Here is a 24,207-nt window from a genome sequence, read left to right as displayed (position 1 = left end):
TTATTCTCCTCCTAGCGGAGCCACTTAATTGCTTTGATTTCAGTACCGTCTCCCACATTTGAGTCAATTGAAAATTCGTCCATGAGTCGCTTTACTCCGGGTAAACCTGCACCTAGTCCCCCAGATGTTGAATATCCATCTTCCATCACTTTGCGGATATCAGGAATACCTGGTCCTTCATCTTTAGCAATGATTAAAAGCCCTCGTGTAGTTGAACGGTCCAGCTTTTCAATATGAATCTGCCCTTTCCCTGCGTACAAATAAATGTTACGTGCTAACTCAGAGATGGCTGTTGTAATACGCGCTTGGTCTACGGTTCCAAACCCTAAATCTTTGGAAACATTCCTACCTAGTTGGCGCGCAGCTACAATATCCCACTCCGTTACAATTTTTACACTGGATTGGAATTCCATCTATTATTCCCCCAGTTCCGATTGGAGTTTCTCAAGACCTTTTTCCAAGTCAAGCGCAGTGAAAACATCATTTAACCCAATACCTAGCTCCACTAAGGTAATAGCAACAGCAGGTTGAATTCCTGTTAACACAACACGCGCTCCCATTAAACTAGACATGCTAACTACATCACCTAACACTTTAGCAATAAATGAGTCAATCATATCAATGGATGTTAAATCGATTACTACGCCTTTTGCTCCAGTTTGGTGTATTTTGCTTAGTAAGTCTTCTTGAAATTGAATAGCTGTTTGATCATCAAGCTCCCATTGAATCGAGACTAGTAAGTAGTCATATAGTTTTAAGATCGGTATTCTCACGTTCATTCCCCCGACTCCATATCGACAATTTGACGGTTAGTCATTTCTAACGCAAATTCGATTCCTTTCTTTAATGAGTTCTTCGTAATTAGCTCATTTAAATTAATTCCTAAATTAACAATGGTTTGTGCAATTTCAGGACGAATCCCTACTAATAAGCATTTTGCTCCTACTAATCGTACAGCCTCAGCTGCTTGTATAATATGGTGAGCTACCATTGTATCAACTACCGGCACTCCTGTAATATCAATTAAAACCACTTCTGAGCGATGCTTAACAACGCCTTGCAGAAGGTTTTCCATAATTTTTCTTGCACGCTCTGTATCAATTGTTCCCACAAGTGGCATAACTGTTATTTTATCAAATACCGGAATTAGCGGTGCTGACAATTCTTGTAAAGCTACTTTTTGTAGCATCACCGTATTTTCCCATGAACTTGAATACTGCTCTACTACCTTGTTATAAACTGGACTAAGCCATTTATCAAAATGATAAAAAAGCTCTGAGTGTGCTTCTTTGTTTGGGTTTCCTTCGTTCAAATATCCTTCTACAACAACATGTCCTAATTCGCGCAAGCCTTGGGTTAGGTATCCAAGCGGCCATCCTAGCTTGACCACTTTCTCTACGATATCTTCGAGTTCATTTGAAAACTCTTTTAAAGAACGAAATGCATTTGATAAAACTACATTCACAAAATCTGAACTAACGTTTACATAGACTTGTTCCGATACAACGCTTTTAATTCGACCTGTTTCAATATCATTCATTGTAACAAGCCAACGTTCAAATATATCCGCTTTAGATTGTTGAATATAATCAAATAACTCTTTTTGATTCATGGGCTCCTCCTTGTAAGAAATCACATTTCTTTATGCTATTTCGCCATTTTTTATCCTATTTAATAAACCTATTAAATAAATTTCTTCTTTCAATATACGTTTACTAGTTATTCTTCGTCAAATTAAAAAAGTTGCCCTTAAAGGAGCAACTTAGTATAAATGGAAGTATAATTCTAAAAGTCGATAAGTCCTACACTGATTTGCAAGGCATCATCCACTCTGTCCATCATTTCATCATCTAAATGGGTAATCTTATCAGTTAGTCGCTGTTTGTCAATTGTTCGAATTTGCTCTAGCAAAATAACTGAATCGCGCTCAAACCCATATTTTTTCGCATTAATTTCTACATGCGTAGGCAACTTTGCCTTTTGAATTTGAGCAGTAATTGCAGCAACAATGACAGTCGGACTAAATCGATTTCCAATATCATTTTGGATGACAAGTACAGGGCGAACGCCTCCTTGTTCTGAGCCAACAACAGGAGATAGGTCAGCAAAATAAACGTCGCCGCGTTTGACTACCAAGACATTAACCCCCGCTGACTAAACGATCCACTGTGTGGTTTGCTTCAGACTCAGCTAAGAAAGCTTCAGAAGCAATGTTTAAATTTATCTTTGCCATCTCCATATATCCGCGACGCATAGACTCGCGAATATGGCGTTTTTTTCGCTCACGAAGGTATAATTTCGTTGCTTGGTAAATAAATTCGCTTCTGTTACCATTTTCTTGTTTCACCATAAGATCAAGTTCCGATACTAAATTTTTCGGCAATCTTACCAGGATTTCTGTAGTTGCGCTCGCTTCAGACACAAACATACACCTCCAACATCAATACACACACCAATAGTCTCATCTTTCCTTATCATAACACTCATACGTATTAATGGAAAGTTAATTCTGTCAATTTCTACACTATTATTGTCAATCGACGTATTGTTTTATGCATAAATTTAATTTTTAAGCTGAATATTTATTAAATTCTACGTCAATCGTGCTTGTTCAACAAGTAGTTCGTAATATTCACTTGTTCTTGATTCTTCACAATTACCCTTGGTACGCGAGCTGAAATCATACAAGGAATTTCATAGTTAATTGTTTCTAAGTGCTGTGCTACTTGATCAATCGATATTTTTTCGTCACCCTGCTTACCAATAAGCGTCACTTTTGTGCCTACTGGATAACGCTCTGGAAGACGTACCATTAGTTGATCCATACAAATACGCCCCACCACAGGAACTTTTTTTCCTTCAACGAGAATATTGAAGTTATGAAGCTTTCGAATCCATCCGTCCGCATAACCGATTGGAATCGTTCCAATCCATTCTTCTTTCTCCGATTCATACGTAATACCATAGCTGATTCCACTACCCGGCTCTACTTTTTTAACATGTACAAGTGTACTATGCAATGAAAAAGCCTCTTTTAAAGGGATCGAAATGATCTCCTTCATCTCTGGTGAAGGCCTTAATCCATACATTGAAATGCCTAGTCTAGCAGCCGTAAACAAATTTTCTGGCTGCTGAAAAATAGCCGCACTGTTTGCACAGTGAATTAAAGGAGGATTAATTCCTAGAGATTGAATGAGCTGAACTACGTTTTGAAATCGGTTATATTGATTTTGAAAGTACGTTGAATTTAGTTCATCTGCCGTTGCAAAGTGAGTAAATACCCCCTCTACCTCCATAAAGGATTGTGACTTCAAAAGTGTTGCTACTTCCTTAATCTCATCATCACTTCGTAAGCCTAGCCTTCCCATTCCAGTATCTATTTTCAAATGAATAGTTAACTTTCCATTATTAGCTTGGTCTGCCATTACTTCTTCTATCCATTGCTTACTATAAGCTGTTATTATAATATTCCATTTAATTGCCTCTTTAACGTAGAGAGGTGGCACAGCTCCTAGTACTAAAATGGGGGCTTTAATCCCTTTCTGACGAAGTGAGATTGCTTCATCCAAAAATGCAACTGCCAACATGTTAGCACCTGCTTGTAGTGCTAAATCTGCTACTTCTACATCTCCATGCCCATATGCATTTGCTTTCACTACAGCCATAAGCTTTTGACCTGACTTTAAGAACTTTTTAATTTCTTCAACATTATACAAGATTGCATCCGCATTAATTTCTGCCCATGTTTCTCGGTAAAATGCTTTAACCATTGTGACACTTCCTTTTTCAGAACCATTATAAACATATGCTACTTTGCTAGTATAATACATCCAAAATTAAAGTTCATTAGCAGGAAATAAAAATCAGCCTAAACGGATTTGAATTTTCTCACAAATGCAATCGCATTCAAAGAAGAAAACAAAAAGGCTCGCTATTCGCGAGCCTGTATTAAAAGCAGTTATTTACCAAGCTGAGTTTGAACTGAGTTTGCTACTTTACTCATTTCTTCAGGCGTTAAGTTTTCCGAAGCAATCATAAAGTCAATTCCATCATAAGACCAAGAAAGTGTCTTATCTGTTAGCGCTCCAACTGTAAATCCCAAATCAAACGGCTCCCCTGCTGTTAAAGTAGCTGTAGATACCGCTGTTTCCGCTACTTTTGCTTTCTCTTGCACAAGCGTAAACGACTTTTTGCCTTCATATTTTAAGACAACTCGCTCACCATTTTCACCTTCAACTTTTTTCTCTTCTGCTAATTTAACTCCCTTTGGTAGAATTTCTGGATAAAGCACACCAAACTCATCAGATTTTTCTGTAGCCATTGTCGGAACATCAATTTTTGCCCCGGTCATGTTACGCTTTGTATCAAATGCACCTTTATCAAACTTTGAATCAAATTGTACTTTTGAAAAATCTACTTCAATCAGTACCTTATTATCTGTATCCATAATTTTTACAGATACAGGTGTTAAATCCTTTTTATTCAGCGTAATTTCTTGCTTCGGTAACATCGTGCTATTTTGATAATTTGTCTTTGTCTTAAATACATAATGTTTGTCGTTTGATTTAAATTCGGCACTCTCATCCTGCACAATGTCTTGTACTAACGACTCGTACAAGTAAGCTTGGCTACTGTTCTGTGGCCAGTCGCTTTGGAAACGGAAGCTTTTGTTCAAAGCCGGTGTTAAGACAAAGACACCTTCATCGTTGCGCAAAATCATTTGACTTTGGTCTTTCTTCGTATTTTTTAAATTTACACGATAATACGTTGGCTTACTGTGCCAAATCTCAACGTCATATACCTGCGCATCCTTTCCTGTATTTAGCTTCATTTCTGCTTCAGCTTTATACCCTTTCATATCTTCAATCTTAGCATCTAATGCATCCGTTACATCTTGCTGGCTTTTTTCTCCACAAGCAGCCAATAGTAATAGTAAAAAAGCGCATGCGAATAACCCAATAAACTTTTTATGCATCTCCCCAACTCCTTTTATATCATGTCATACCTACATGTAGAGAGAAACAAGATATTCCCTGTCTCCCTTGTCCGCAATATGAATATATGAAGTTGGGAATATGAATATGCAGACTAGCTTGACGAGCTTTCAATAATTACCTGTGTTACAACATAATGTTGACTGTGTGAAATAGAGACATGAATGTCCTTGTTATCGTTTCTGTTTAGCACATAAAGCACTGGTTTTCCACTGTGTTCATTTAAAACTTCAATATCTTGAAAGCTTAAATCTTTTCCTATTCCTGTTCCCAATGCTTTAGAATAGGCCTCTTTCGCTGAAAAACGTCCTGCTAGAAACTCAATCTGTCTTTTCCCTTGGAGTTTATCGTAGCTCACCTTTTCATTTTTTGTTAAAATACGAGTAACAAATGAAGGCTGTCTTTTTACAAGCTTTTCAATTCGATCTAGCTCTGTAATATCTAGTCCGATTCCTTTAATCAATTGTTCTTCACATCCTTCTATCTTTTTGTACACTGCATAAAATAAAGAAATGCACCTAGAACACTTATACTAAGTTCCCTACGAAAGGAAGTGTTTATGATCTTTGTGCGAACTGAAAGCTTTCGTGAATTCAGAACCTACTACCCAATTACATTTCTACTACTTTGTATTCATATAATTTTATGGATTTTATTTTTGATTCCTGTCCAATCTATCCAATCCTTATTTTATAACTTTATTGGTTATAACGGTGCCATTAGCCAAGGAGAATATTGGCGCTTGGCAACATCCATGTTCCTACACAATAGCTTTGGTCATTTGCTGTTTAACTCATTTTCACTATTTTTATTTGCACCACGTCTAGAAAGGGAGCTTTCACGCTATAAATTTCTAGGCTTTTATATGGCATGTGGCATATTAGCAAATGTACTTACCTTTATCATTCAGCCTGCTTATTATAGTCATGTAGGCGCATCAGGTGCAATCTTTGGCATTTTCGGTGCCTACATTTATTTCATTCGAAACAAAACGATCTATTTTACAAAAAGCGATCAACAAATTGTTATTGTGCTCCTGATTATAGGATTACTATCTGGATTTTTAAATAGTGGAGTAAATAACGTTGCTCATATAGGTGGATTTATAAGCGGCTATCTATTAACCATTTTGTTTGCTCGTAAATAACAAGAGAACAGTTCGTTCAAAGAACTGTTCTCTTGTTATTTTACAATAAACGTGGATCCATTTACTATTTCGATTCCTTTATACATTTTTAAATCATTCATTAGTTTAAAAAGTGCTGCATCCTTTTGTTTTGCTTCAATCATACAGTCAATCTGTGGTATTGTCCCAGAAATTGATTGTAGGAATGAATAAAACTCTTCTGCATTAATGTAATCCGCATGGGCACGAAATTCTTTTGAGCTTTTGGGACTTGAAATGTGCATTTTCAATGGGAGCTTTTCCTGTTCCCACGTAGCAACAATCCTAGGCCAATATTCTTTCCAATCGGGGTTTTCATGATTTGCTTGATGATGATGCAAATCAAATATTAAAGGAATGTTTAGTTTTTCACAAAGATATAACGCATCCTGAACAGAGAATGTTGTATCATCATTTTCAAGCATAATCATTTCTTGAATAGAATGAGGTACTAACCCCCAGTTATGAATAAACTGTTCAAGCGCTTTTTCTTTGTCATTATAAGCCCCGCCAACATGTAAAACACAACGGTTTTTGGGTAGTATCCCCATTCCTTTTAATAACTTTTTATGCATTTGAAGCGTTTCAAGAGAGTGCTTGAAAATATCTTTATCTGTAGAGTTTAGCACAACAAAATGATCGGGATGAAAATCAACGCGCATTGGATTTTCTTCTAGAAACTGACGAATCTTGAACATGACAGGTTTTAAAGCGTTTATGTAGTTCCAATCACTAAGTTCGGGATGGTTAGCAAGGGGAATAAGCTTTGAACTAAGTCGAAAAAATTCCACTTCACTCCAAGCATTATGCTTTAATAACCTCAAACAATTTTCTAAGTTTGAAATAGCAATACGCTCTAGTTTGGAAATGGCAGCTACTCGGTCTCGAATTCGCCCAAACTGTGCAAATGTCATCGTCTGAGAAGGCGATGCATTCTGTAATTGCACACTCATTGCTACATACCCTAAACGCACTAACGTGGACATTGAAAACACCTCACTTTCCTTTTAGTATTTCCTAACGGCAAAAAAAATAAGCGAGCCAATTGGCTCGCTTTTATTTTATGCTTTTGTACGTGAATCTTTGCGGTTATTTTGACGATTTCCTTGACCACCGCTGTTATTGCTACGGCGCTTATCTCCAAATCGCTTAGAGTTTCCACGACGGTTTTGTTGTGAATAGTTTTTAGAATTAGAGCGTGAACGACCACTGCCGTTATTACCACCGCGTCTTTTCTTATCACCTTTTCCAACAACAGGTGGCTCAGCTGTTAAGTTTACAGGCACATCGTTTGGCTCTTTTGTCGCTAACTTAAGTGCTGCTGCTACTAATGCTACAGATTCATTTTCTTCTAACAGCTCTTCAGCTAATTGCTTATAGTAAGATAAGTTGCCTGTTTTTACTGTTTCAACTAACTTATCTGCAGCAATACGCTGTTGACCTTCTAATGCCTCATCCAATGTTGGAGGCGTCATACGATCCATTTTACGCTTAGTTGTACGCTCAATGTTGTGTAATTGACCAGATTCTCTTGGTGTTACAAACGTCATCGCTGCACCCATTTTGCCCGCACGACCTGTACGTCCAATACGGTGAACATAGCTTTCTGGATCTTGTGGAATATCAAAGTTATAAACGTGAGTTACGCCTGAGATATCTAATCCACGAGCAGCTACATCTGTAGCAACTAACACGTCAATAGAACCTTCTTTAAATTGACGTAAAACAGATAGACGTTTCGCTTGTGTTAAATCACCATGGATTCCTTGAGCAGAATAACCACGTACGTTTAGAGCTTCTGACAACTCATCCACACGACGCTTTGTACGACCAAAGATAATAGCTAATTCTGGTGATTGCATATCTAAAAGACGTGTTAATACATCAAATTTACGTTTTTCTTGTACTTCAATGTAGTACTGTTGAATGTTTGGAACCGTTACTTCTTTTGCTTTTACTTTTACAACTTTAGGTTCGCTCATGAATTTTTCAGCAATGCGGCGGATTGGGTCAGGCATTGTTGCTGAGAATAATAGCGTTTGATGACTTTCAGGAACATTAGATAAGATTTTTTCAATATCTTCAATGAATCCCATGTTTAACATTTCATCCGCTTCATCTAATACAACAGTGTGAACATCTTGTAAGCGAAGTGTACGACGGTTAATATGATCTAACATACGTCCTGGTGTTCCAACGATAATGTGAGGGCGTTTCTTTAGAGCGCGAATTTGACGGCTGATATCTTGACCACCGTAGATTGGTAAAACGCGAACGCGTTTTGTTTGTCCAATTTTATAAAGTTCTTCAGATACCTGTACCGCAAGTTCACGTGTAGGTGCAATAATTAAACCTTGAATTGCATCAACGTTTGCATCTACTTTTTCAATAAGAGGAATACCGAATGCAGCTGTTTTACCAGTTCCTGTTTGTGCTTGTCCAATTAAATCATGGCCTTGTAACGCTAAAGGAATTGTTTCAGATTGGATTGGTGTAGCTTCCTCAAAACCCATTTTACTAACAGCATTGTTTAGCTGTTGACTTAAACCTAACTCTTGAAATAATGCCAAATTTTTCAAACTCCTTCTATATTTAGACTATCTATATTTTACAAAAAAAAGCATTCCCCGATACCCGGAAAATGCTCTAAACGATTACTTAATGAAATCAACGTTTAGAGAATAAGCATCTCAAGACACTCAAATTACATCATAACACTATGAGTTTTTATTTGCAATAGAGCTTATTCTATTATTCCTCTTCTTATTTCGACATGACTTTAGTAATTACTTCTTCAAGCTTCATACCTCGAGATGCTTTCACCAATACAATATCATTTGAAGAGCTAACAGATTGTAAATGATCTGCTAACGTATCTTTATCGTCAAAATGAAGAACTTTTCCTTCTTGAAAATTCTCTTGTGCTCCTGAAGCAATCTCTTTACTTAGCGGACCGTATGTAAATACATATTCCACTGCAGCAGGATCAATAAATTTCCCAATCTCTTTATGAAATTGTATTTCTTGATCACCAAGTTCGAGCATATCTCCTAACACTAAGATTTTTTTATTATAACCATTAATCTCATGGATTAGCTTAATCGCTGCTCTCATTGATGTTGGACTTGCATTATACGCATCGTTAATAAACGTTAAGCCACTCTTAGCTTTCACTAATTCCATTCGCATATTTGTCAGCTTTAATTCAGCTAACCCTTGTGCAATTATTTCATCACTCAGGTTAAAGTAGCGACCCACAGCAATAGCAGCCATCGCATTATGTGCATTATGCTCACCTAATACAGGAATGAAAAACTTTTGTGTTTCACGTGAAACGAAAAATGTCGTTCCATGTTCTTCTCTTGTCATATCCGTTAAAGAAAGGTCATTATTTGGTGAACTTCCAAACGTAATAACTTTAAACTTTGGATTGTTTACTCGACTTGTTAAAAGAGGTTCATCACCATTAAAGATAAATTGTCCTTGCTCTGATAGACCACTTGTAATTTCAAGTTTTGCTTCAGCAATTCCTTCTCGGCTACCTAAATCCTGGAGGTGAGATTCCCCGATGTTTGTAATGACCGCAACATCAGGCTCAGCCAAATTCGATAAAAACTCAATTTCACCGCGGCTACTCATTCCCATTTCCAGAACAGCAATATCCGTATCTTCTTCTAAGCGTAAGATCGTTAATGGCATGCCGATGTGATTGTTAAAATTCCCTGCTGTTTTTAAAACTTTATACGTTGTCGATAAAACGGCATCGACCATGTCTTTTGTTGTTGTTTTCCCGTTACTTCCCGTAATTCCTACAACTTTTACAGCTAGTTCATGACGATATGCTTTTGCTAATTTCTGTAGGGCTTCAAGCGTATCGTCTACCAAAATGACAGGTACATTTTGCGGAATATCTTTTTCATTTTTATTCCATAAAGTTGCCACAGCACCTGCTTCAATTGCTTTTTCAACAAAGTCATGGCCATTAAATCGATCACCTTTAATTGGTACATATAAATTCTCTGGTTGCAATGTTCTTGTATCAATTGAAACCCCTTTAATATGAACCTGTTCGTCACCATGAGCTAAGCTGCTGTTTGGAATCATCTTCACTACATCTTTTAGCTTTCGATTAATCATAATGTTTATAGCTCCTTTCGCAAAAAGCAGAAACACTATTCATTTTGAATAGTGTTAGCTTTTTTCTCACATCGTATGTTTAATTTTTTGCTTTTCATCATGACGCTGAAGCGCTAAATCTACTAATGTTTCAATTAACACTGGATATTCAACACCTGCATGCTTCCATAGTAACGGGAACATGCTAAACGGTGTAAAACCTGGCATTGTATTTACTTCATTAATAATTAACTCGCCTTCTTTTGTTAAGAAGAAATCAGCACGAACAAGCCCTGAGCCATCAATTGCTTTAAATGCTTTAATTGCCAATTCTTTCATTTCTAAATACGTTTCTTGGCTAATTTCAGCCGGAATAGCAAGACCCGTGCTACCATCTTCGTACTTTGCTTTATAGTCATAGAAAGCAGCCTTTGGTAAAATTTCTCCAACAACTGAGCAAGATGGATCATCATTACCTAATACACCAATTTCCACTTCGCGTCCAATTGCCGCTTCTTCAATAATAATTTTACGGTCAAATTGGAAGGCTTCTTCAAATGCTGCTTCTAATTCGTTACGATTATCACATTTACTAATACCAACGCTTGAACCTAAGTTCGCTGGCTTGACAAAACATGGATACCCTAAGTTTTTCTCAACAGCTTCATATGATGCTTCACGGTTCTCATCCCACTCTTTGCGAATGAAATATTCGTATTTTACTTGCTTTAAACCTGCTTGAGAGAAAAGTTGTTTCATCACGACTTTATCCATCCCTGCTGCAGATGCTAAAACTCCGTTCCCTACATAAGGTAGGTTTAATAGTTCTAACAGCCCTTGGACTGTTCCATCTTCACCGTTTGGACCGTGTAGAAGTGGGAAGATTACATCAAGCGTTTCTTCATTTTTCACATCGGATAAAGCGAACATATTTGTATTTAAAGATACGGGTGAAATAACCGTACCACTGTTACTAATCTCAAGTTCGTTGACTGTTTCAAGTGGACCCATCAATTTTGTACCGCGAACCCATTCGCCTGTTTCAGTAATATAAATTGGATGCACTTCGTATTTATCATGGTTAATTGCTTTTGTTACTGCTAAAGCTGTTTGTAGAGATACTTTATGTTCAGCGGATTTTCCCCCGTATAAAAGACCAAGCTTAATTTTCACAAGTGTTCCTCCTAACACAATTTCATCTTTTCTATTTTATCACTTTCTCTATCCTTATAGGAAACAGTTTCTTTCTTTATTACTTATGTAAAAAGTGGGCAGATGTGAGTCAAATTATAATTTATTTTTGACTTACTTGTAATCATAACAGCTTCTACTCCAATCAGTAAGGGACTTCCGACTCCAATAAAAAAGTGGTAAAAAGAGTTGGTCTTTTTACCACTTTAATAATTATTGTGCTTCACGCTTATATAAGAATACAGCTTTCTTTGGAAGCTTTCCATACAATAAATTTGCAAACGGTAAAAACCGATGACAAGCCCAGATAATAAGGTAACATAGAGTTAAAGTTAGTATATAACGAATTAGCATTTCAATATGAAATAATTGATTACTATGTGCTGGTACAAATCCAGAGACGATATTTAACACCAAAGGATGAATTAAATAAAAACCAAAAGAGTACATCGCAATATTTCGAACTGTAATAACTGCTCTTCTAGGAAGTTTTGCGGCCAAAATCTCTCCGATACGGAAGGCTACATAGCTACCTAATACGAGATAAAATGTATTGATGACTTCGTACATAACTCCCGATAGGTAAAGTGTCTTAACTGTATACACATAATAATGTAAAGAAGAGACGACTGCTCCTGCAATTAGCGCAACAATTAGAAACACAATCGTAGATTTATTTGCGCTTTTTGCTTTCTGTTCATTATAGTAAACGCCAATCCATGCTCCTAATAAGAAGGTAGATAACGAACTAATGAATAAAGTAAATGATACCAGGCCGTACATTGAATTTAATTGCAGATAAACTAACTGTAGGACGACTCCGAATAACCACATATAGCGGCGAAAAAAAGTAAACTTTTGAGCAACCCATACAAAAACAGGTAAAAAAAGATAAATTTGCACAATTAAGAAAATAAAGTGCAGTTGATAGTACGATTCACCTTTTAAAATGCGTAGCAAAATTTCTGTCGCGTTAAACTCTCTTGCACCTACATAAATTGAATATGCTTCATAAATCAATGCCCAGATAATATATGGTATAAGGATATATGTAACTCGTCTCGTATAATAACTTTTCCACAACTCTTTTGTTAACGGCTTCTTAATATAGCTATAAAAGAATACGAGTCCTGTAATTACAATAAAGATTCCCGCTTCTATCCGAATAATGCGATTGATAAAGTGATACTTTTGGTACGCATCTCCGCTATATGGAAGGACGCTTGCATACGCTGCCGTTACGTGTACAAGTACAACCATCATCATGGCAAATAATCTTAAAAAGTAAATTGATTCAATTTGTTGTTTCTTCACATTCTGTCTCCTATTATGAAAAAATTTAACACGTCATCTCTATTCCCCTATGCCATAAGTGTTACGCTTTACTTTTCCCCTATTTTAAAAAAAGTTTCATAAAAAAAGCTAATGACATGATAAATCATGTCATTAGCTTCCTTATCTCTATATTAAAGGTCTATTTTTATCTTTTCAACAGGCAGTAAAACCTATTTATTTTACACAATTATCCTTGATATCAACATAAAGCAACAAAAAACCAGACCTATTTTCTATGCATTTTAAATTCTAAAAACAATTCGTTGTAGTAACCTAACATTTCTTTTCCTAGATTATCGTAAACCTCTAACTTTTCAGTTAATGCTTCATCTGGATAGAAACGTTCATCTTTTGCAACTTCCTCAGGTAAGTAATCTAACGCTTTTTCATTTGGTGTTGAGTACCCCACGTATTCCGCGTTTCGAGCTGCAATTTTCGGATCTAACATAAAGTTCATAAATTGATGAGCTCCCTCAATATTGTTTGCCGTTTTAGGAATCACCATATTGTCAAACCACAGGTTCGATCCTTCTTCTGGAACTACATAATCTAGATTCTCATTTTCACTCATAATCTCTGAAGCATCACCAGACCAAACTAACCCTACCGCTGCCTCTTCATTTGCTAGCAACATTTTAATTTCGTCTCCAACAATTGCTTTCACGTTGGGTGTTAACGTATCTAACTTTTCTTTCGCTTCTCTTAAATGCTTTTTATCCGTGTCATTTAGCGAATAGTCTAAGCTATTAAGTCCCATCCCTATCACTTCTCGTGCCCCATCAGCTAAAAGGATTTGATTTTTCAACTTTGGATCCCATAGATCGTCCCAACTCGTAATTTCCTTGCCGTTTAGCATTTCTTTGTTATAGACAACACCTACTGTTCCCCAGAAGTAAGGAATAGAATATCTATTTCCTTCATCAAACGATAAGTTCAGAAAGCGTGGATTAATATGCTTTAAGTTAGGTAGCTGCTTATGGTCTACAGGAAGTAGTAAATCTTCTTCCTTCATTTTACTAATGGCATACTCTGATGGTACCGCAATATCAAACGTAGTGCCACCTTGTTCAATTTTTGTCATCATTGCCTCGTTGGAATCAAACGTTTGATAGATAACTTTAATCCCTGTCTCTTCCTCAAACTCATCAATAATTTCTGGATCAATATAGTCCCCCCAGTTATAAACAGTCAGAGTATTGTCTCCTGAATATCCTTGGGCAGAGTTTAACTGAGATACAACGTACATTAAGACGAGTGAAATGGCTACAATAACAATAAATGACCGCATTAGTTGCTTCATTTCTCACCCCCGCCTCCTTTCGTACGAAGATTGCGTTGACTAACAAAGTAGTAGCCCACTACCAACAGCACAGTGAATAAGAAAATCAGAGTAGACAATGCATTAATTGTTAATGATACGCCACGTCTTGCTAGTGAATAAATTTCAACTGACAGTGTAGAAAACCCATTTCCCGTTACAAAGAACGTAACTGCAAAATCATCTAATGAATAAGTTAGTGCTAAAAAGAAGCCTGCAAAGATTCCTGGTGCAATAAACGGTAAAATGACTTTTGACAATACTTGAAAACGACTTGCACCTAAATCCCTTGCTGCATCAATCAAAGTTGAACTCATTTCTTGAAGCTTCGGGAGAATCATAATGACAACAATTGGTACACTAAAAGCAATGTGGGCAAGCAGAACAGATGTAAAGCCCAGCTTAATCCCAACAATCGTAAATAAAATAAGAAAAGAAGCTCCTATGATGACATCTGGACTAACAATGAGAACATTATTTAACGTCAACAGCGTATTTTGAATTCTTCTTCTTTTTACATAAATAATTGCAAGCGCTCCAATGATTCCAAGAATGGTTGAAATCACCGATGAAAGCAATGCAATAATAAGCGTGTTTAATACAATAATTAATAGTCTTGTATCTTGGAAGACTTCCTTATACCACTGCAATGTAAAGCCTTCAAACTCCCTCATTGAGCCCCCACTATTAAATGAGTAATACATAAGGTAAAAAATTGGCGCATATAAAATGACAAAAACCAAAATTAAATATATATTGCTCCATTTCCATTTCTTCATCATTTTATAGCCCTCTCTTTCTAGTTCCAGTTGCAATCATCATAATTGCCATCGCAATAATTAAGAAGACCGCAATCGTCGCTCCCATTCCCCAGTCTTGTGTTACTAAGAAATGCTGTTCAATTGCTGTACCAAGCGTAATTACTCGGTTCCCGGCAATTAGACGAGTAATCATGAAGAGTGATAATGCAGGAATAAAGACTGCTTGGCATCCGGACTTCACACCATTTAATGTGAGCGGAAATACAACGCGACGGAATGTTGTCCATGAAGAAGCCCCTAGATCTCTGGATGCGTATATTAAAGAAGGGTTCAGCTCTTCTAACGAGTTGAAAATAGGTAAAATCATAAATGGAATAAAGATATAAACAGATACAAAAACAAAACTAAAATCAGTAAATAATATTTGATGAGTGCCAAATCCTAAAAACTCACTAAAACTATTAATTGTTCCGTACGTACCGAAAATCCCTAAAAATGCATACGCTTTTAGCAGTAAGTTAATCCAAGTCGGTAAAATAATTAACAACAGCCATAGCTGCTTATGTCTTGTTTTGGTTAGTAAGTACGCTGTAGGATAAGCAATTAGTAACGAAAATAGCGTAATCAAAAAAGCATACCAAAACGAGCTGAGCGTCATTTTTAAATAAACTGGTGTAAAAAATTTCTCATAGTTAGCGAAGGTAAACTCATTATGAATATCAAAGAACGAATAATAAACAACTAAGGCAATCGGTGCAATAACAAACAAAGCAATAAAAAGCAGATAAGGTATTAAATAAATATTACGTGACTTAGTTTGCATGAGTCTCGTCACCATATGCTTCTAGCCTTTTATCAAACTCTTCCTCTGTTTCACCAAAGCGCATAACGTGAATTGCTTCAGGATCAAAGTAAAGACCGATCTCTTCGTCTACTGTTGCTTTTTTTGTTGAATGCACAAGCCACTCGTTTCCATCCTTATCGTATCCACAAATTTCATAGTGGACCCCTCTAAACAGCTGAGAGTCAACTTTCACTTGAATTTTACCCTTTTCTGGATCCGTAATTTCTAAATCCTCTGGACGGATGACAATTTCTACTTTTTCATTTGGATTGAAGCCTTTATCCACACATTCAAAACGTTCACCTGCAAACTCTACGACAAAGTCTTCAACCATACTTCCTGGAATAATATTTGACTCTCCAATGAAATCTGCTACGAAACGATTAATAGGTTCATCATAAATATCTGTTGGTGCACCGCTTTGCTGGATATTCCCTTTGTTAAGTACAAAGATTTCATCGGACATCGCTAATGCTTCTTCTTGATCATGCGTAACAAAAATAAATGTAATGCCTAATCGGCGCTGAAGCTCTCTTAGTTCATACTGCATTTCCGTACGCAGCTTTAAATCCAATGCTGATAGTGGTTCATCAAGTAAAATGACCTCCGGTTGATTTACAATTGCTCGAGCAATTGCCACGCGTTGACGTTGGCCTCCAGACATCTCTTTAATTTCACGATTTTCATATCCTTCTAGATTGACGAATCGAAGTGCTTCACTCACCCGCTCTTTGACTTCGGCATTCTTTACTTTTTTTATTCGTAATCCAAATGCAATGTTTTCAAATACATTAAGATGCGGAAATAATGCATAATCCTGAAAAACGGTATTAACCTGACGTTTGTTAGCTGGTACGGAATTGATTTTCTTACCGTTGAAATAAATATCTCCGCTTGAAGCCTCTGTAAACCCTGCAATTAAACGTAAAATAGTTGTTTTACCACACCCTGATGGACCTAGTAACGTGTAAAATTTCCCTCTCTCAATTTCAAAGCTTACGCTATCAAGCACTATTGAATCGTTATCGTATTGCTTTGTTACATTTTCAAAGCGAATAATCGCTTGATTATCGTTCATTTCAATCTTCTCTCCTCTTAATCTCTTTATAAATATGACTCTGTCGCTACCACAATAAGCTCAGTGACGCCGTCGTAGGCATTAAACATTTTGTGCTCTTCAGCAGCTTGAAAATAAATTGTTTCTCCTTCTTTCGCTTCATACGTTCGCTGACCAATTTGAACAATAACAGCTCCTTTTAGCACATAGCCAAAGGTCTCAGATAGGGAAGGCTCAAATTCTTTAAATTCACCTTTTCGTTCTAAAATTAACCGAATAGGCTCCATTTCTTTTTCATTCGATTCATGAACTAACCATTCAATATGATAGCCTTTTTCTTCATCACAATAATTTGTGTAGTCTTCTTTTTTATATACAACTTTTTGCACCGTTGTATCTTGATCAAAAAACTCTTTTGGTTGGCAACCTAACACTTCTAAAATACTAAAAAACGTTTCAAGAGAAGGCGAGCTTAAATCTCGCTCTAACTGTGAAATATAACCTTTGCTAAGGTCCGTCCGTTCTCCAAGCTCTTCTTGCGTTAATCCCTTTTTTAAACGTAAGTTCTTAATCTTCTTACCTATCTCCATTTATTTAAACCTCGACATGTTTAAAATAAGTAAACTTCTAGTAAATAAAGTTTTATAATACTTAACTTAAAGTTTACTTTCAACTCGTATTATTATACATGTTTTAAAGCTAAGCACAAGAAGTTTTTTTAGCAATTATGGTACTTAAAAGTTGCAGCTTGGTTGCATTAAAAAAAGCACCGCTTAAACGATGCTTTGCTCTATTCTACTTCTTCAATTTCTTTTTGAATATCTTCTTTATCTAAATCTGCGTTACGAAAACGTTGGGTATTATCAAGGTCCAGCTCCAACGATGTTTTTTCTTCTAAACTTATCTTTACATGCTCAACGGTCACATCTAAAACGTGACCACCTGCCGTTTTGTATTCATCAATAAAATGAAAATGGTACCCTGGCACACCTATACCTGCTACATAAGCTGGAGTGAAAAATCCAACCATAGTTCCCTTAACATTTTCCAGCTCAAAAACAGGCTGGCTTTCAGCAACTTTCGTCATTGGTGGATAGGGCTTGTTTTGTTTAGCTACCGTTCTTGTTTTTACTTGTTGAAAAGCCCCCTCCACCTTTATTGCATAAAAGACATTTTGACTACTCATATTAGCCTCTAGCTGCTGCTCAAGCTCTTTCTGAGTTAACACCTTATCAAGATTAATTTCTGTTCGCCCTTTAAAATACGTCATCACGGCAAATGGCAGTATATCTTTTGAATGGACCTTTACCGCTTCTCCTTCTCTTAAATGATAAAAATCCCCATCCACCGCTAACATTTCACCATCTAGCGCCTGGAATGTCCCAAGGCCAAAATCTCCTTTTTGAGAAAGCTCTTCTTTTGTAATTGTTCCATCGTAAACACCCTCTAAGAGTGCTACCATCGTAGATTTTTGATAAATACTAGAGGTCATTATTCGTTTCCCCTTCCGTTACAGATAACTATTGATATAACAATTATTCCCTCTGAAAAGAAGCTGAAACAACGGAGCTATTTAAAGAATCGACTCATAATAAGCGTGCTGTAATAGTTGCCATCAGATAATTTCTTATCTTTTTTCAGTACACCTTCTACTTCAAATTTATACTTCTTATAAACATGTATAGCACTTTTATTCGTTTCAATAACCTTTAGGGTTACCTTAACGAAGCCTTGATAGCCAGCCCAAAGAAGCGATTGATTTAATAATTCCTGACCAACCTTTAGTCCCCAAAAATCTCTTTTAACCCCTACACCAAATTCAACTTGATGCATGAGACGCTGAAGTTGACTGCCTGCACACCTAGAGAATCCCACAAGGTTGTTTTCTACTTCCGCGACGAGAAATAAATGATTAGGTGTCGACGTATCTATTAAAATCAGTTCCCTGAATCCCTCTTCATCAATTATCCCCTCTCCTTTTACACGATCGAGATGTTCTGTTTCACCATCAATTTGTAATCGTAATTCAGCAAGTGCAGATGCATCGCTGATCGCAGCAACACGAATGGTATACTCTATTCCCTTGACTTGAAATGTTTTTGATTTTACCACCAATCTTCTCTCCCTCTTTTAACCCATTAAAAAACGAGCCTTTGTTTTATTATAAGGCTCGTTTAGAAAAAGATATTTTTATTTCTGTAATTGAGAGTAGTGCTCAATAATTTCCTGGGTTAGGTCATCATTTTCATGTAGGTCGCTCACTTTACTTAGCACATATAAAATACCATGCTCTTCAAGCATTGTTTGGAGCTGAACAGCTTCTTCATCCTCCGAAGGGTCAAACAGCAATGCTGCAGCGATTGCCTTGGCTAAGTTTGTATATGATAAACCTGCTTGCTTTGCTTCTACAGCTGGACGAACTAATCGATCTTGCGGCCCTAGCTTACGAAGAGGTGAACGACCTACGCGATTGACAGAATCGTTTAAGTACGCATTTTTGAAGCGCTCAATAATTTTCTTAATATATGCTTCATGTTCATTTTGATCAAGACCATATCGATGAACAAGGTACGCCCCTGTTTCCTGCAATGTCTTTTTTACCTGTTCGTAAATCGCAGCATCCTCTAATGTCTGATCAATCGTCTCTTTTCTTTGCAAGTAACCTAAATAGGCAATGACCGCATGTCCTGTGTTAACCGTAAAAAGTTTACGTTCAATAAATGGTGCTAAGTCCGGAACAATTTTCATTCCTTCAACTGTTGGAATATGTTCTTTTGTTTCTACCACCCACTCATAATATGGCTCAACCAATACATCGATAGATTCTGGATTCGATTGAATCGGTACAATACGATCGACTGCTGAATTAAAGAACGACACTTTCCCACTAAGCTGTTCCTTTGTTTCCTCATCTAGGCTCTCTAGAATGTAGCCTTTTAAGAGCTCCGTTGCAGAAATTTGATTCTCACATGCGATAACATATACTTTCTCATCGTTTTCTTTTACGCGAGCTGCTAAGCCTTTTGCAATCAATGGTGCAATACGAGGTAAAATTGTCGGGCCGATAGCTGTTGTGATGTAAGTAGCAGTTTTTAAAGCTTCTAACACTTCTTGCTCTTGCGTCATATTATTTAAGCCAGACACATTATTCACTTCAATTATTTCCGTATCTTCCGCTGCCGTTTTCACATGGTACCTTTTATCTTCGTTTAGTTTATCAATAATTGGTTGGGCAATATCCACAAACGTAACATGATATCCCGACTGAGCAAAAAGCGCACCGATAAACCCTCTTCCAATGTTGCCTGCACCAAAATGTACAACTGTTTTCACACTTATCATTCCTTTATCAAATTATTTTGTAAGTATTCATAAAATGTATCTTCCAGTTTTTTTCGAATCATCTCTTCATTAGAGGACGAAAAAATCATCATCGCCTCTTTATCTTCAATCAAGCTTGTACTAATTAGGCTTAAAATCTCTTGCTCACGGATTGTAAGCTTTTCTGGGGCCAACATCAGCAGTAGGTTTCGTGTTTCCATCATTTTTCCATCCATCCCTTTCACCTGACAAGGATTGTGCAAATGAGAAATTTGAAACAATAGTTGCCCTATCCCTTCATGTCGACAGTGAAAAAGAGCCATACTTGTTTCTGGAATACCAAGCCCACCTTTTTCTTCTCGCTCCTTGAGCTTTTGAATAATGCTTTGTGTGTTTTTAACCAAACCTTCACGACCTGCAGCCGCAACCATACGAGCAATGATTTGCTCATGATCTAAAATTGAACCTTCTCGGTAAATCCTTAGGTTGTCAAAAATGGAATCAATACTTGTATACACTTCTTTTATTTCTTTCATTACTTGTTGAAAAGGTGGTCTATCGTTTGCATTTGAAGTAGCAGTTATGCTGCTTTTTGCTGTATATCGATTCTTTTGTGTTAACTCCTCCACATTTTTTTGAAGAAAGGTTCGAATAGCATGAATATCCTCATCGCTAAGGAGCGGATTAACTAAGATGTATTCACATGCTAAAAACGGTAAACGGACGGTTGAAATAATAAGGTCGTACTTTTCTATATTTGTTTCATGAATTTCTTTAATCGATTTTACATCAACAGAGTCAATTTCAATAAATTCTTTCTTTATTCGACTCGCTAGCATCTTAGATGTACCGATACCTGTTGGACATACCACTAATGCTTTGATTACAACATTTTCTTCTCGCACTACTAAAGAAGAGCCAAAATGAAGAACTACATACGCAATTTCATCATCTGAAAAAGATAACTCGTTAAACTCTTTTTCCATGCTGTTTCGTACCGCCATAAAGAGTAGTGGATACTTCTTTTTAATCTCTTCCGTTAATGGATTAAATGCTTCTAGCTGCTGTTGAATGCGAAAGATAGATGGCTCCATGTGCGCTAATAACCCTTGAAATAGTGAAAAGTCATTTGTTAAGTCGATATGCAGCTGAATGGAAACATCTTGAATAACTCTCTTAATCATGCGTCCTAAAACTATACTATCGTAATCTACTGCGTTGGCTACTTGAAGTTTAGATGCTCGTAGTACAACCGCTAGGAATGTAATATCATTAGTGTTAATGCTGAGAGAAAACTGTTCCTCTAGCTCTTTGCACAGACTTTCGATTAATTGGTACTCATTTGACGCTTCCTTAATTAACACTGATTCTTCTAACTGAAAGCCTTTCTCAGACCTTTGTAGCATGATACATGTATGAATGATTAACCCCATATAATCGCTGTCTGCTAACCTCGATTGGCCTTTATTTATCTTTAAATTAACAATACGATCCACTTCCGCCAAATAAGCAGCATTAAAATAGTATAAAACCTTTTCTTGCTTTAATTTATTGTTTTGAAGCAAAAAAAGCTGTTCGATTAGCTCTTCTCCAAAATAAACAAGAAAGTAATTAGCAAGTGCTTTTCGTTTGTTGATTTCAGTTGAAACGACCTCTAACCCAACTCCTCTTCTTCGAACAAGGGTTACACTGTAATGTTCAAGCCAATCTGTTAATTCATCCAAGTACGAAGTTAAGGTAGTGATGCTAACACCTAAGTCTTTAGCTAGCGTTTGGAGCTTAAAAGATGCTTCTTCCAATAGCTTAATAACCAATAATAGCTTACGTTCTTTCGGAGACTGATCGGTAGGTTGAACTTTCATAAGCTCTTGGATCAACTTGAAAATCTGTTCATCTTTACCGCTAATTATCAATCCTTCATCTGGTGTACGAACTAATTGCAAATTAAATTGCTTCAGTAAGGATTCAATTGTTTTCAAATCCCGATGTACGGTTCTAGCACTTACCTTCAAAAAACTAGCAATGGATAAAGCCGTATGTTTTCCTGATGTTTTAATGATTAATTCAATAATGTTTTTTTCCCTGGATGTAATAAACACATGCATCAACTCATTTCTTATCTAAAGAAATTAACGCCTTGCAGAAAGAACGAATAGAAAGGCACTTTACATGCCTTTCTACACTTTTACTTTTTTAGTTCAACTCACCTTGAATAATTGCTTTAAGTTCTTTAGCTGATGTAGCTTGAACCATTTTTTCAATGTTATCCATATCAGAACATGTTACGGCGATACCCGACAGGATTTCGAGATGCGTACCATCTTTGCCTGCAATACCAAAGATTAAACGTACTTGTTCTCCATCGAAATCAACACCATTTGGAACTTGCAGCACCGTAAATCCAGATTTTAATACGTTCTTTTTTGCTTCTTCTGTACCATGCGGAATAGCAACATCATTTCCCATATAAGTAGATGTTATATTGTCACGTTCAATCATAGCTTCAATATAACTCTCTTCCACATAACCACCTTTTACAAGAACTTCTCCTGCAAATCGAATTGCTTCTTCTTTGTTGCTAAATTCTTGATTAAGAAAAATATTCTCTTCGCGCAGCAAGCTATCATCTTCTGGACTTGATTCTACTACTTCCTCTACTTGAGGAATTCTTCCTTCCGCTGAAGAATCATTTTTAAGCTTATTAATAAGCTTGTCATATTCAGGGCTCGATAAGAAATTATCTACTGAAATATGATATGCTTCTGGAATTTTATTTTGAGCACGTGGAGTAAGTTCTTCTTGTGTAATAACGATTTGAGCATCACTTGGAATATTGCTGATTGCTGTATTTGTAACAAAAATATCTAAACCAGCTTCTTTTACTTTTTTACGAAGTAATGATGCTCCCATTGCACTTGATCCCATTCCAGCGTCACAAGCGAATACAACTTTGTTAACTTCTTTTGGTAACGCTCCTTTATTTGTCACAATTGAGCCAGCTACCGAACTCTTCTTCCCCTTCATCTCTTGCATCTTGCGCGTTGCCTCATCTAGATCCTCTGTTTGCTTACCTGTTTTTAAGATAAACGCTGAAACAACAAATGATACAACTGTCGCTACCAGAACGCCTGCAATGTTTGCAATGTAACTTCCTGCATTACCTGGTGTTGCAGCTAAAATAGCTAAGATACTACCTGGAGATGCAACAGCTTGAAGTCCTCCACCTAGGAGTACAAGCGTGAATACACCACTCATACCTCCTAAAATTGTTGCAATAATAAGCATTGGACGCATTAACACGTACGGGAAATAGATTTCGTGAATACCCCCAATAAAGTGAATAACGGCTGCACCTGGAGCAGATTGCTTTGCTGTTCCACGTCCAAAGAACCAATAAGCTAATAGTACTCCTAGACCAGGACCTGGGTTTGCTTCAAGAAGTAGCAAAACAGACTGACCAGTAGTACGAATTTGCTCTGCACCAATTGGTGATAAGATTCCATGGTTGATTGCATTATTTAAGAATAGGATTTTTGCTGGTTCAATTAAAATACTTGTTAGTGGGAGTAATCCAGCACCTACTAACCAATCTACCCCAACAATTAGTGCTTGTGTAAACGCGTCTACTGCAGGACTAATACCTAAGAAAGCTAAAATAGCTAATATGCCACCTAAAATACCTGCCGAAAAGTTATTTACAAGCATTTCAAAACCTGTTTTAATTTTACCGTCAATTAACTGATCAAATTTCTTAATAACGTATCCACCAAGTGGACCTACAATCATCGCTCCAAGGAACATTGGAATATCTGCTCCAACGATAACCCCCATTGTAGCAATGGCACCAACGACTGCACCACGCTGGTCATGAACTAGCTTACCGCCGGTATAACCAATCAATAGCGGTAATAAGTACGTAACCATTGGTCCAACAAGCTTAGCAAGCTCTTCATTTGGAAAAAAGCCTTTTTCAATAAATAGTGCTGTAATTAGCCCCCAGGCAATAAATGCCCCGATATTTGGCATAACCATTGAGCTTAGAAAGTTACCAAACTTTTGAACGCCTACTTTTATATTTGATTGAGCCATATGCTCTCTCCCTTTC

General features: G+C 36.8%; 24 protein-coding genes. 1 reads left to right on the top strand and 23 read right to left on the bottom strand.

What is annotated here, in order from left to right:
• Positions 1 to 11: 11 nt before the first annotated feature.
• The 8 genes from V2145_RS21160 to acpS form a co-directional block, all read right to left on the bottom strand.
• Positions 12 to 413 carry an anti-sigma regulatory factor gene (locus V2145_RS21160; RefSeq protein ID WP_094913185.1) on the bottom strand — a complete coding sequence of 134 codons (402 nt, stop codon included), beginning with the start codon at positions 411 to 413 and terminating at the stop codon, positions 12 to 14.
• A gap of 3 nt (positions 414 to 416) precedes the next feature.
• Positions 417 to 779 carry an STAS domain-containing protein gene (locus tag V2145_RS21155; RefSeq protein WP_311859839.1) on the bottom strand — a complete coding sequence of 121 codons (363 nt, stop codon included), beginning with the start codon at positions 777 to 779 and terminating at the stop codon, positions 417 to 419.
• A complete protein-coding gene (locus V2145_RS21150; RefSeq protein ID WP_094913183.1) occupies positions 776 to 1,612 on the bottom strand; it encodes an RsbT co-antagonist protein RsbRA in 837 nt (278 codons plus the stop codon). Before V2145_RS21150 ends, V2145_RS21155 begins: the two co-directional genes overlap by 4 nt.
• 173 nt (positions 1,613 to 1,785) lie before the next feature.
• Complete coding sequence (locus V2145_RS21145; RefSeq protein ID WP_025910606.1) at positions 1,786 to 2,136, bottom strand: type II toxin-antitoxin system PemK/MazF family toxin; 351 nt, start codon at positions 2,134 to 2,136, stop codon at positions 1,786 to 1,788.
• A 4-nt stretch (positions 2,137 to 2,140) separates the two neighbouring features.
• On the bottom strand, positions 2,141 to 2,422 hold the full coding sequence (locus V2145_RS21140) for a CopG family ribbon-helix-helix protein (RefSeq protein ID WP_025910605.1): 282 nt from the start codon (positions 2,420 to 2,422) through the stop codon (positions 2,141 to 2,143).
• Between the two features lie 175 nt (positions 2,423 to 2,597).
• Positions 2,598 to 3,770 (bottom strand): alanine racemase, encoded by a 1,173-nt coding sequence (gene alr / locus V2145_RS21135; protein ID WP_094913182.1) that lies wholly within the window; start codon positions 3,768 to 3,770, stop codon positions 2,598 to 2,600.
• A gap of 188 nt (positions 3,771 to 3,958) precedes the next feature.
• Complete coding sequence (locus tag V2145_RS21130; protein WP_094913181.1) at positions 3,959 to 4,975, bottom strand: LolA family protein; 1,017 nt, start codon at positions 4,973 to 4,975, stop codon at positions 3,959 to 3,961.
• Between the two features lie 113 nt (positions 4,976 to 5,088).
• A complete protein-coding gene (gene acpS / locus V2145_RS21125) occupies positions 5,089 to 5,457 on the bottom strand; it encodes a holo-ACP synthase (protein WP_131888579.1) in 369 nt (122 codons plus the stop codon).
• A 96-nt stretch (positions 5,458 to 5,553) separates the two neighbouring features.
• Here acpS and V2145_RS21120 point away from each other — a divergent pair, with 96 nt between their 5' ends.
• Positions 5,554 to 6,141, top strand: coding sequence for a rhomboid family intramembrane serine protease (locus V2145_RS21120; RefSeq protein ID WP_222582624.1), 588 nt, complete (start codon positions 5,554 to 5,556; stop codon positions 6,139 to 6,141).
• Positions 6,142 to 6,176: 35 nt separating this feature from the next.
• Here V2145_RS21120 and uvsE read toward each other — a convergent pair whose 3' ends face one another.
• The 15 genes from uvsE to V2145_RS21045 form a co-directional block, all read right to left on the bottom strand.
• Positions 6,177 to 7,145 carry a UV DNA damage repair endonuclease UvsE gene (gene uvsE / locus V2145_RS21115; RefSeq protein ID WP_094913179.1) on the bottom strand — a complete coding sequence of 323 codons (969 nt, stop codon included), beginning with the start codon at positions 7,143 to 7,145 and terminating at the stop codon, positions 6,177 to 6,179.
• A gap of 75 nt (positions 7,146 to 7,220) precedes the next feature.
• Positions 7,221 to 8,729, bottom strand: coding sequence for a DEAD/DEAH box helicase (locus V2145_RS21110; RefSeq protein ID WP_094913178.1), 1,509 nt, complete (start codon positions 8,727 to 8,729; stop codon positions 7,221 to 7,223).
• Positions 8,730 to 8,922: 193 nt separating this feature from the next.
• On the bottom strand, positions 8,923 to 10,296 hold the full coding sequence (locus V2145_RS21105) for a UDP-N-acetylmuramoyl-tripeptide--D-alanyl-D-alanine ligase (RefSeq protein WP_094913177.1): 1,374 nt from the start codon (positions 10,294 to 10,296) through the stop codon (positions 8,923 to 8,925).
• A 66-nt stretch (positions 10,297 to 10,362) separates the two neighbouring features.
• Positions 10,363 to 11,448, bottom strand: a complete 1,086-nt coding sequence (locus tag V2145_RS21100; protein WP_094913176.1) for a D-alanine--D-alanine ligase — start codon at positions 11,446 to 11,448, stop codon at positions 10,363 to 10,365.
• A gap of 231 nt (positions 11,449 to 11,679) precedes the next feature.
• Positions 11,680 to 12,780: an acyltransferase gene (locus tag V2145_RS21095; RefSeq protein WP_094913175.1), complete on the bottom strand. Its 1,101-nt coding sequence runs from the start codon at positions 12,778 to 12,780 to the stop codon at positions 11,680 to 11,682.
• A 247-nt stretch (positions 12,781 to 13,027) separates the two neighbouring features.
• Positions 13,028 to 14,101: an ABC transporter substrate-binding protein gene (locus V2145_RS21090; protein ID WP_094913174.1), complete on the bottom strand. Its 1,074-nt coding sequence runs from the start codon at positions 14,099 to 14,101 to the stop codon at positions 13,028 to 13,030.
• Entirely contained in the window at positions 14,098 to 14,901 is an 804-nt protein-coding gene (locus V2145_RS21085; protein ID WP_131888581.1) for an ABC transporter permease, read from the bottom strand. The genes V2145_RS21090 and V2145_RS21085 overlap by 4 nt, the downstream gene beginning before the upstream one ends.
• Position 14,902: 1 nt before the next feature.
• Complete coding sequence (locus V2145_RS21080) at positions 14,903 to 15,703, bottom strand: ABC transporter permease (RefSeq protein ID WP_094913172.1); 801 nt, start codon at positions 15,701 to 15,703, stop codon at positions 14,903 to 14,905.
• Positions 15,693 to 16,802, bottom strand: a complete 1,110-nt coding sequence (locus V2145_RS21075) for an ABC transporter ATP-binding protein (RefSeq protein WP_094913171.1) — start codon at positions 16,800 to 16,802, stop codon at positions 15,693 to 15,695. Before V2145_RS21075 ends, V2145_RS21080 begins: the two co-directional genes overlap by 11 nt.
• Before the next feature lie 26 nt (positions 16,803 to 16,828).
• On the bottom strand, positions 16,829 to 17,371 hold the full coding sequence (locus tag V2145_RS21070) for a helix-turn-helix domain-containing protein (protein ID WP_094913170.1): 543 nt from the start codon (positions 17,369 to 17,371) through the stop codon (positions 16,829 to 16,831).
• 200 nt (positions 17,372 to 17,571) lie between these two features.
• Complete coding sequence (budA, locus tag V2145_RS21065; protein WP_330988248.1) at positions 17,572 to 18,273, bottom strand: acetolactate decarboxylase; 702 nt, start codon at positions 18,271 to 18,273, stop codon at positions 17,572 to 17,574.
• A 77-nt stretch (positions 18,274 to 18,350) separates the two neighbouring features.
• Positions 18,351 to 18,896, bottom strand: coding sequence for a GNAT family N-acetyltransferase (locus V2145_RS21060; protein WP_131888583.1), 546 nt, complete (start codon positions 18,894 to 18,896; stop codon positions 18,351 to 18,353).
• Between the two features lie 75 nt (positions 18,897 to 18,971).
• Complete coding sequence (locus V2145_RS21055; protein WP_131888584.1) at positions 18,972 to 20,114, bottom strand: mannitol-1-phosphate 5-dehydrogenase; 1,143 nt, start codon at positions 20,112 to 20,114, stop codon at positions 18,972 to 18,974.
• Between the two features lie 5 nt (positions 20,115 to 20,119).
• Positions 20,120 to 22,207 carry a BglG family transcription antiterminator gene (locus tag V2145_RS21050; RefSeq protein WP_094913166.1) on the bottom strand — a complete coding sequence of 696 codons (2,088 nt, stop codon included), beginning with the start codon at positions 22,205 to 22,207 and terminating at the stop codon, positions 20,120 to 20,122.
• A gap of 88 nt (positions 22,208 to 22,295) precedes the next feature.
• Positions 22,296 to 24,191 (bottom strand): PTS mannitol transporter subunit IICBA, encoded by a 1,896-nt coding sequence (locus V2145_RS21045; protein WP_094913165.1) that lies wholly within the window; start codon positions 24,189 to 24,191, stop codon positions 22,296 to 22,298.
• Positions 24,192 to 24,207 lie beyond the last annotated feature (16 nt).

The organism is Priestia sp. GS2 (assembly GCF_036409025.1).
In the GTDB taxonomy this organism is placed as follows: domain Bacteria; phylum Bacillota; class Bacilli; order Bacillales; family Bacillaceae_H; genus Priestia; species Priestia aryabhattai_A.
This window is presented reverse-complemented; position numbering and strand designations above follow the sequence as displayed.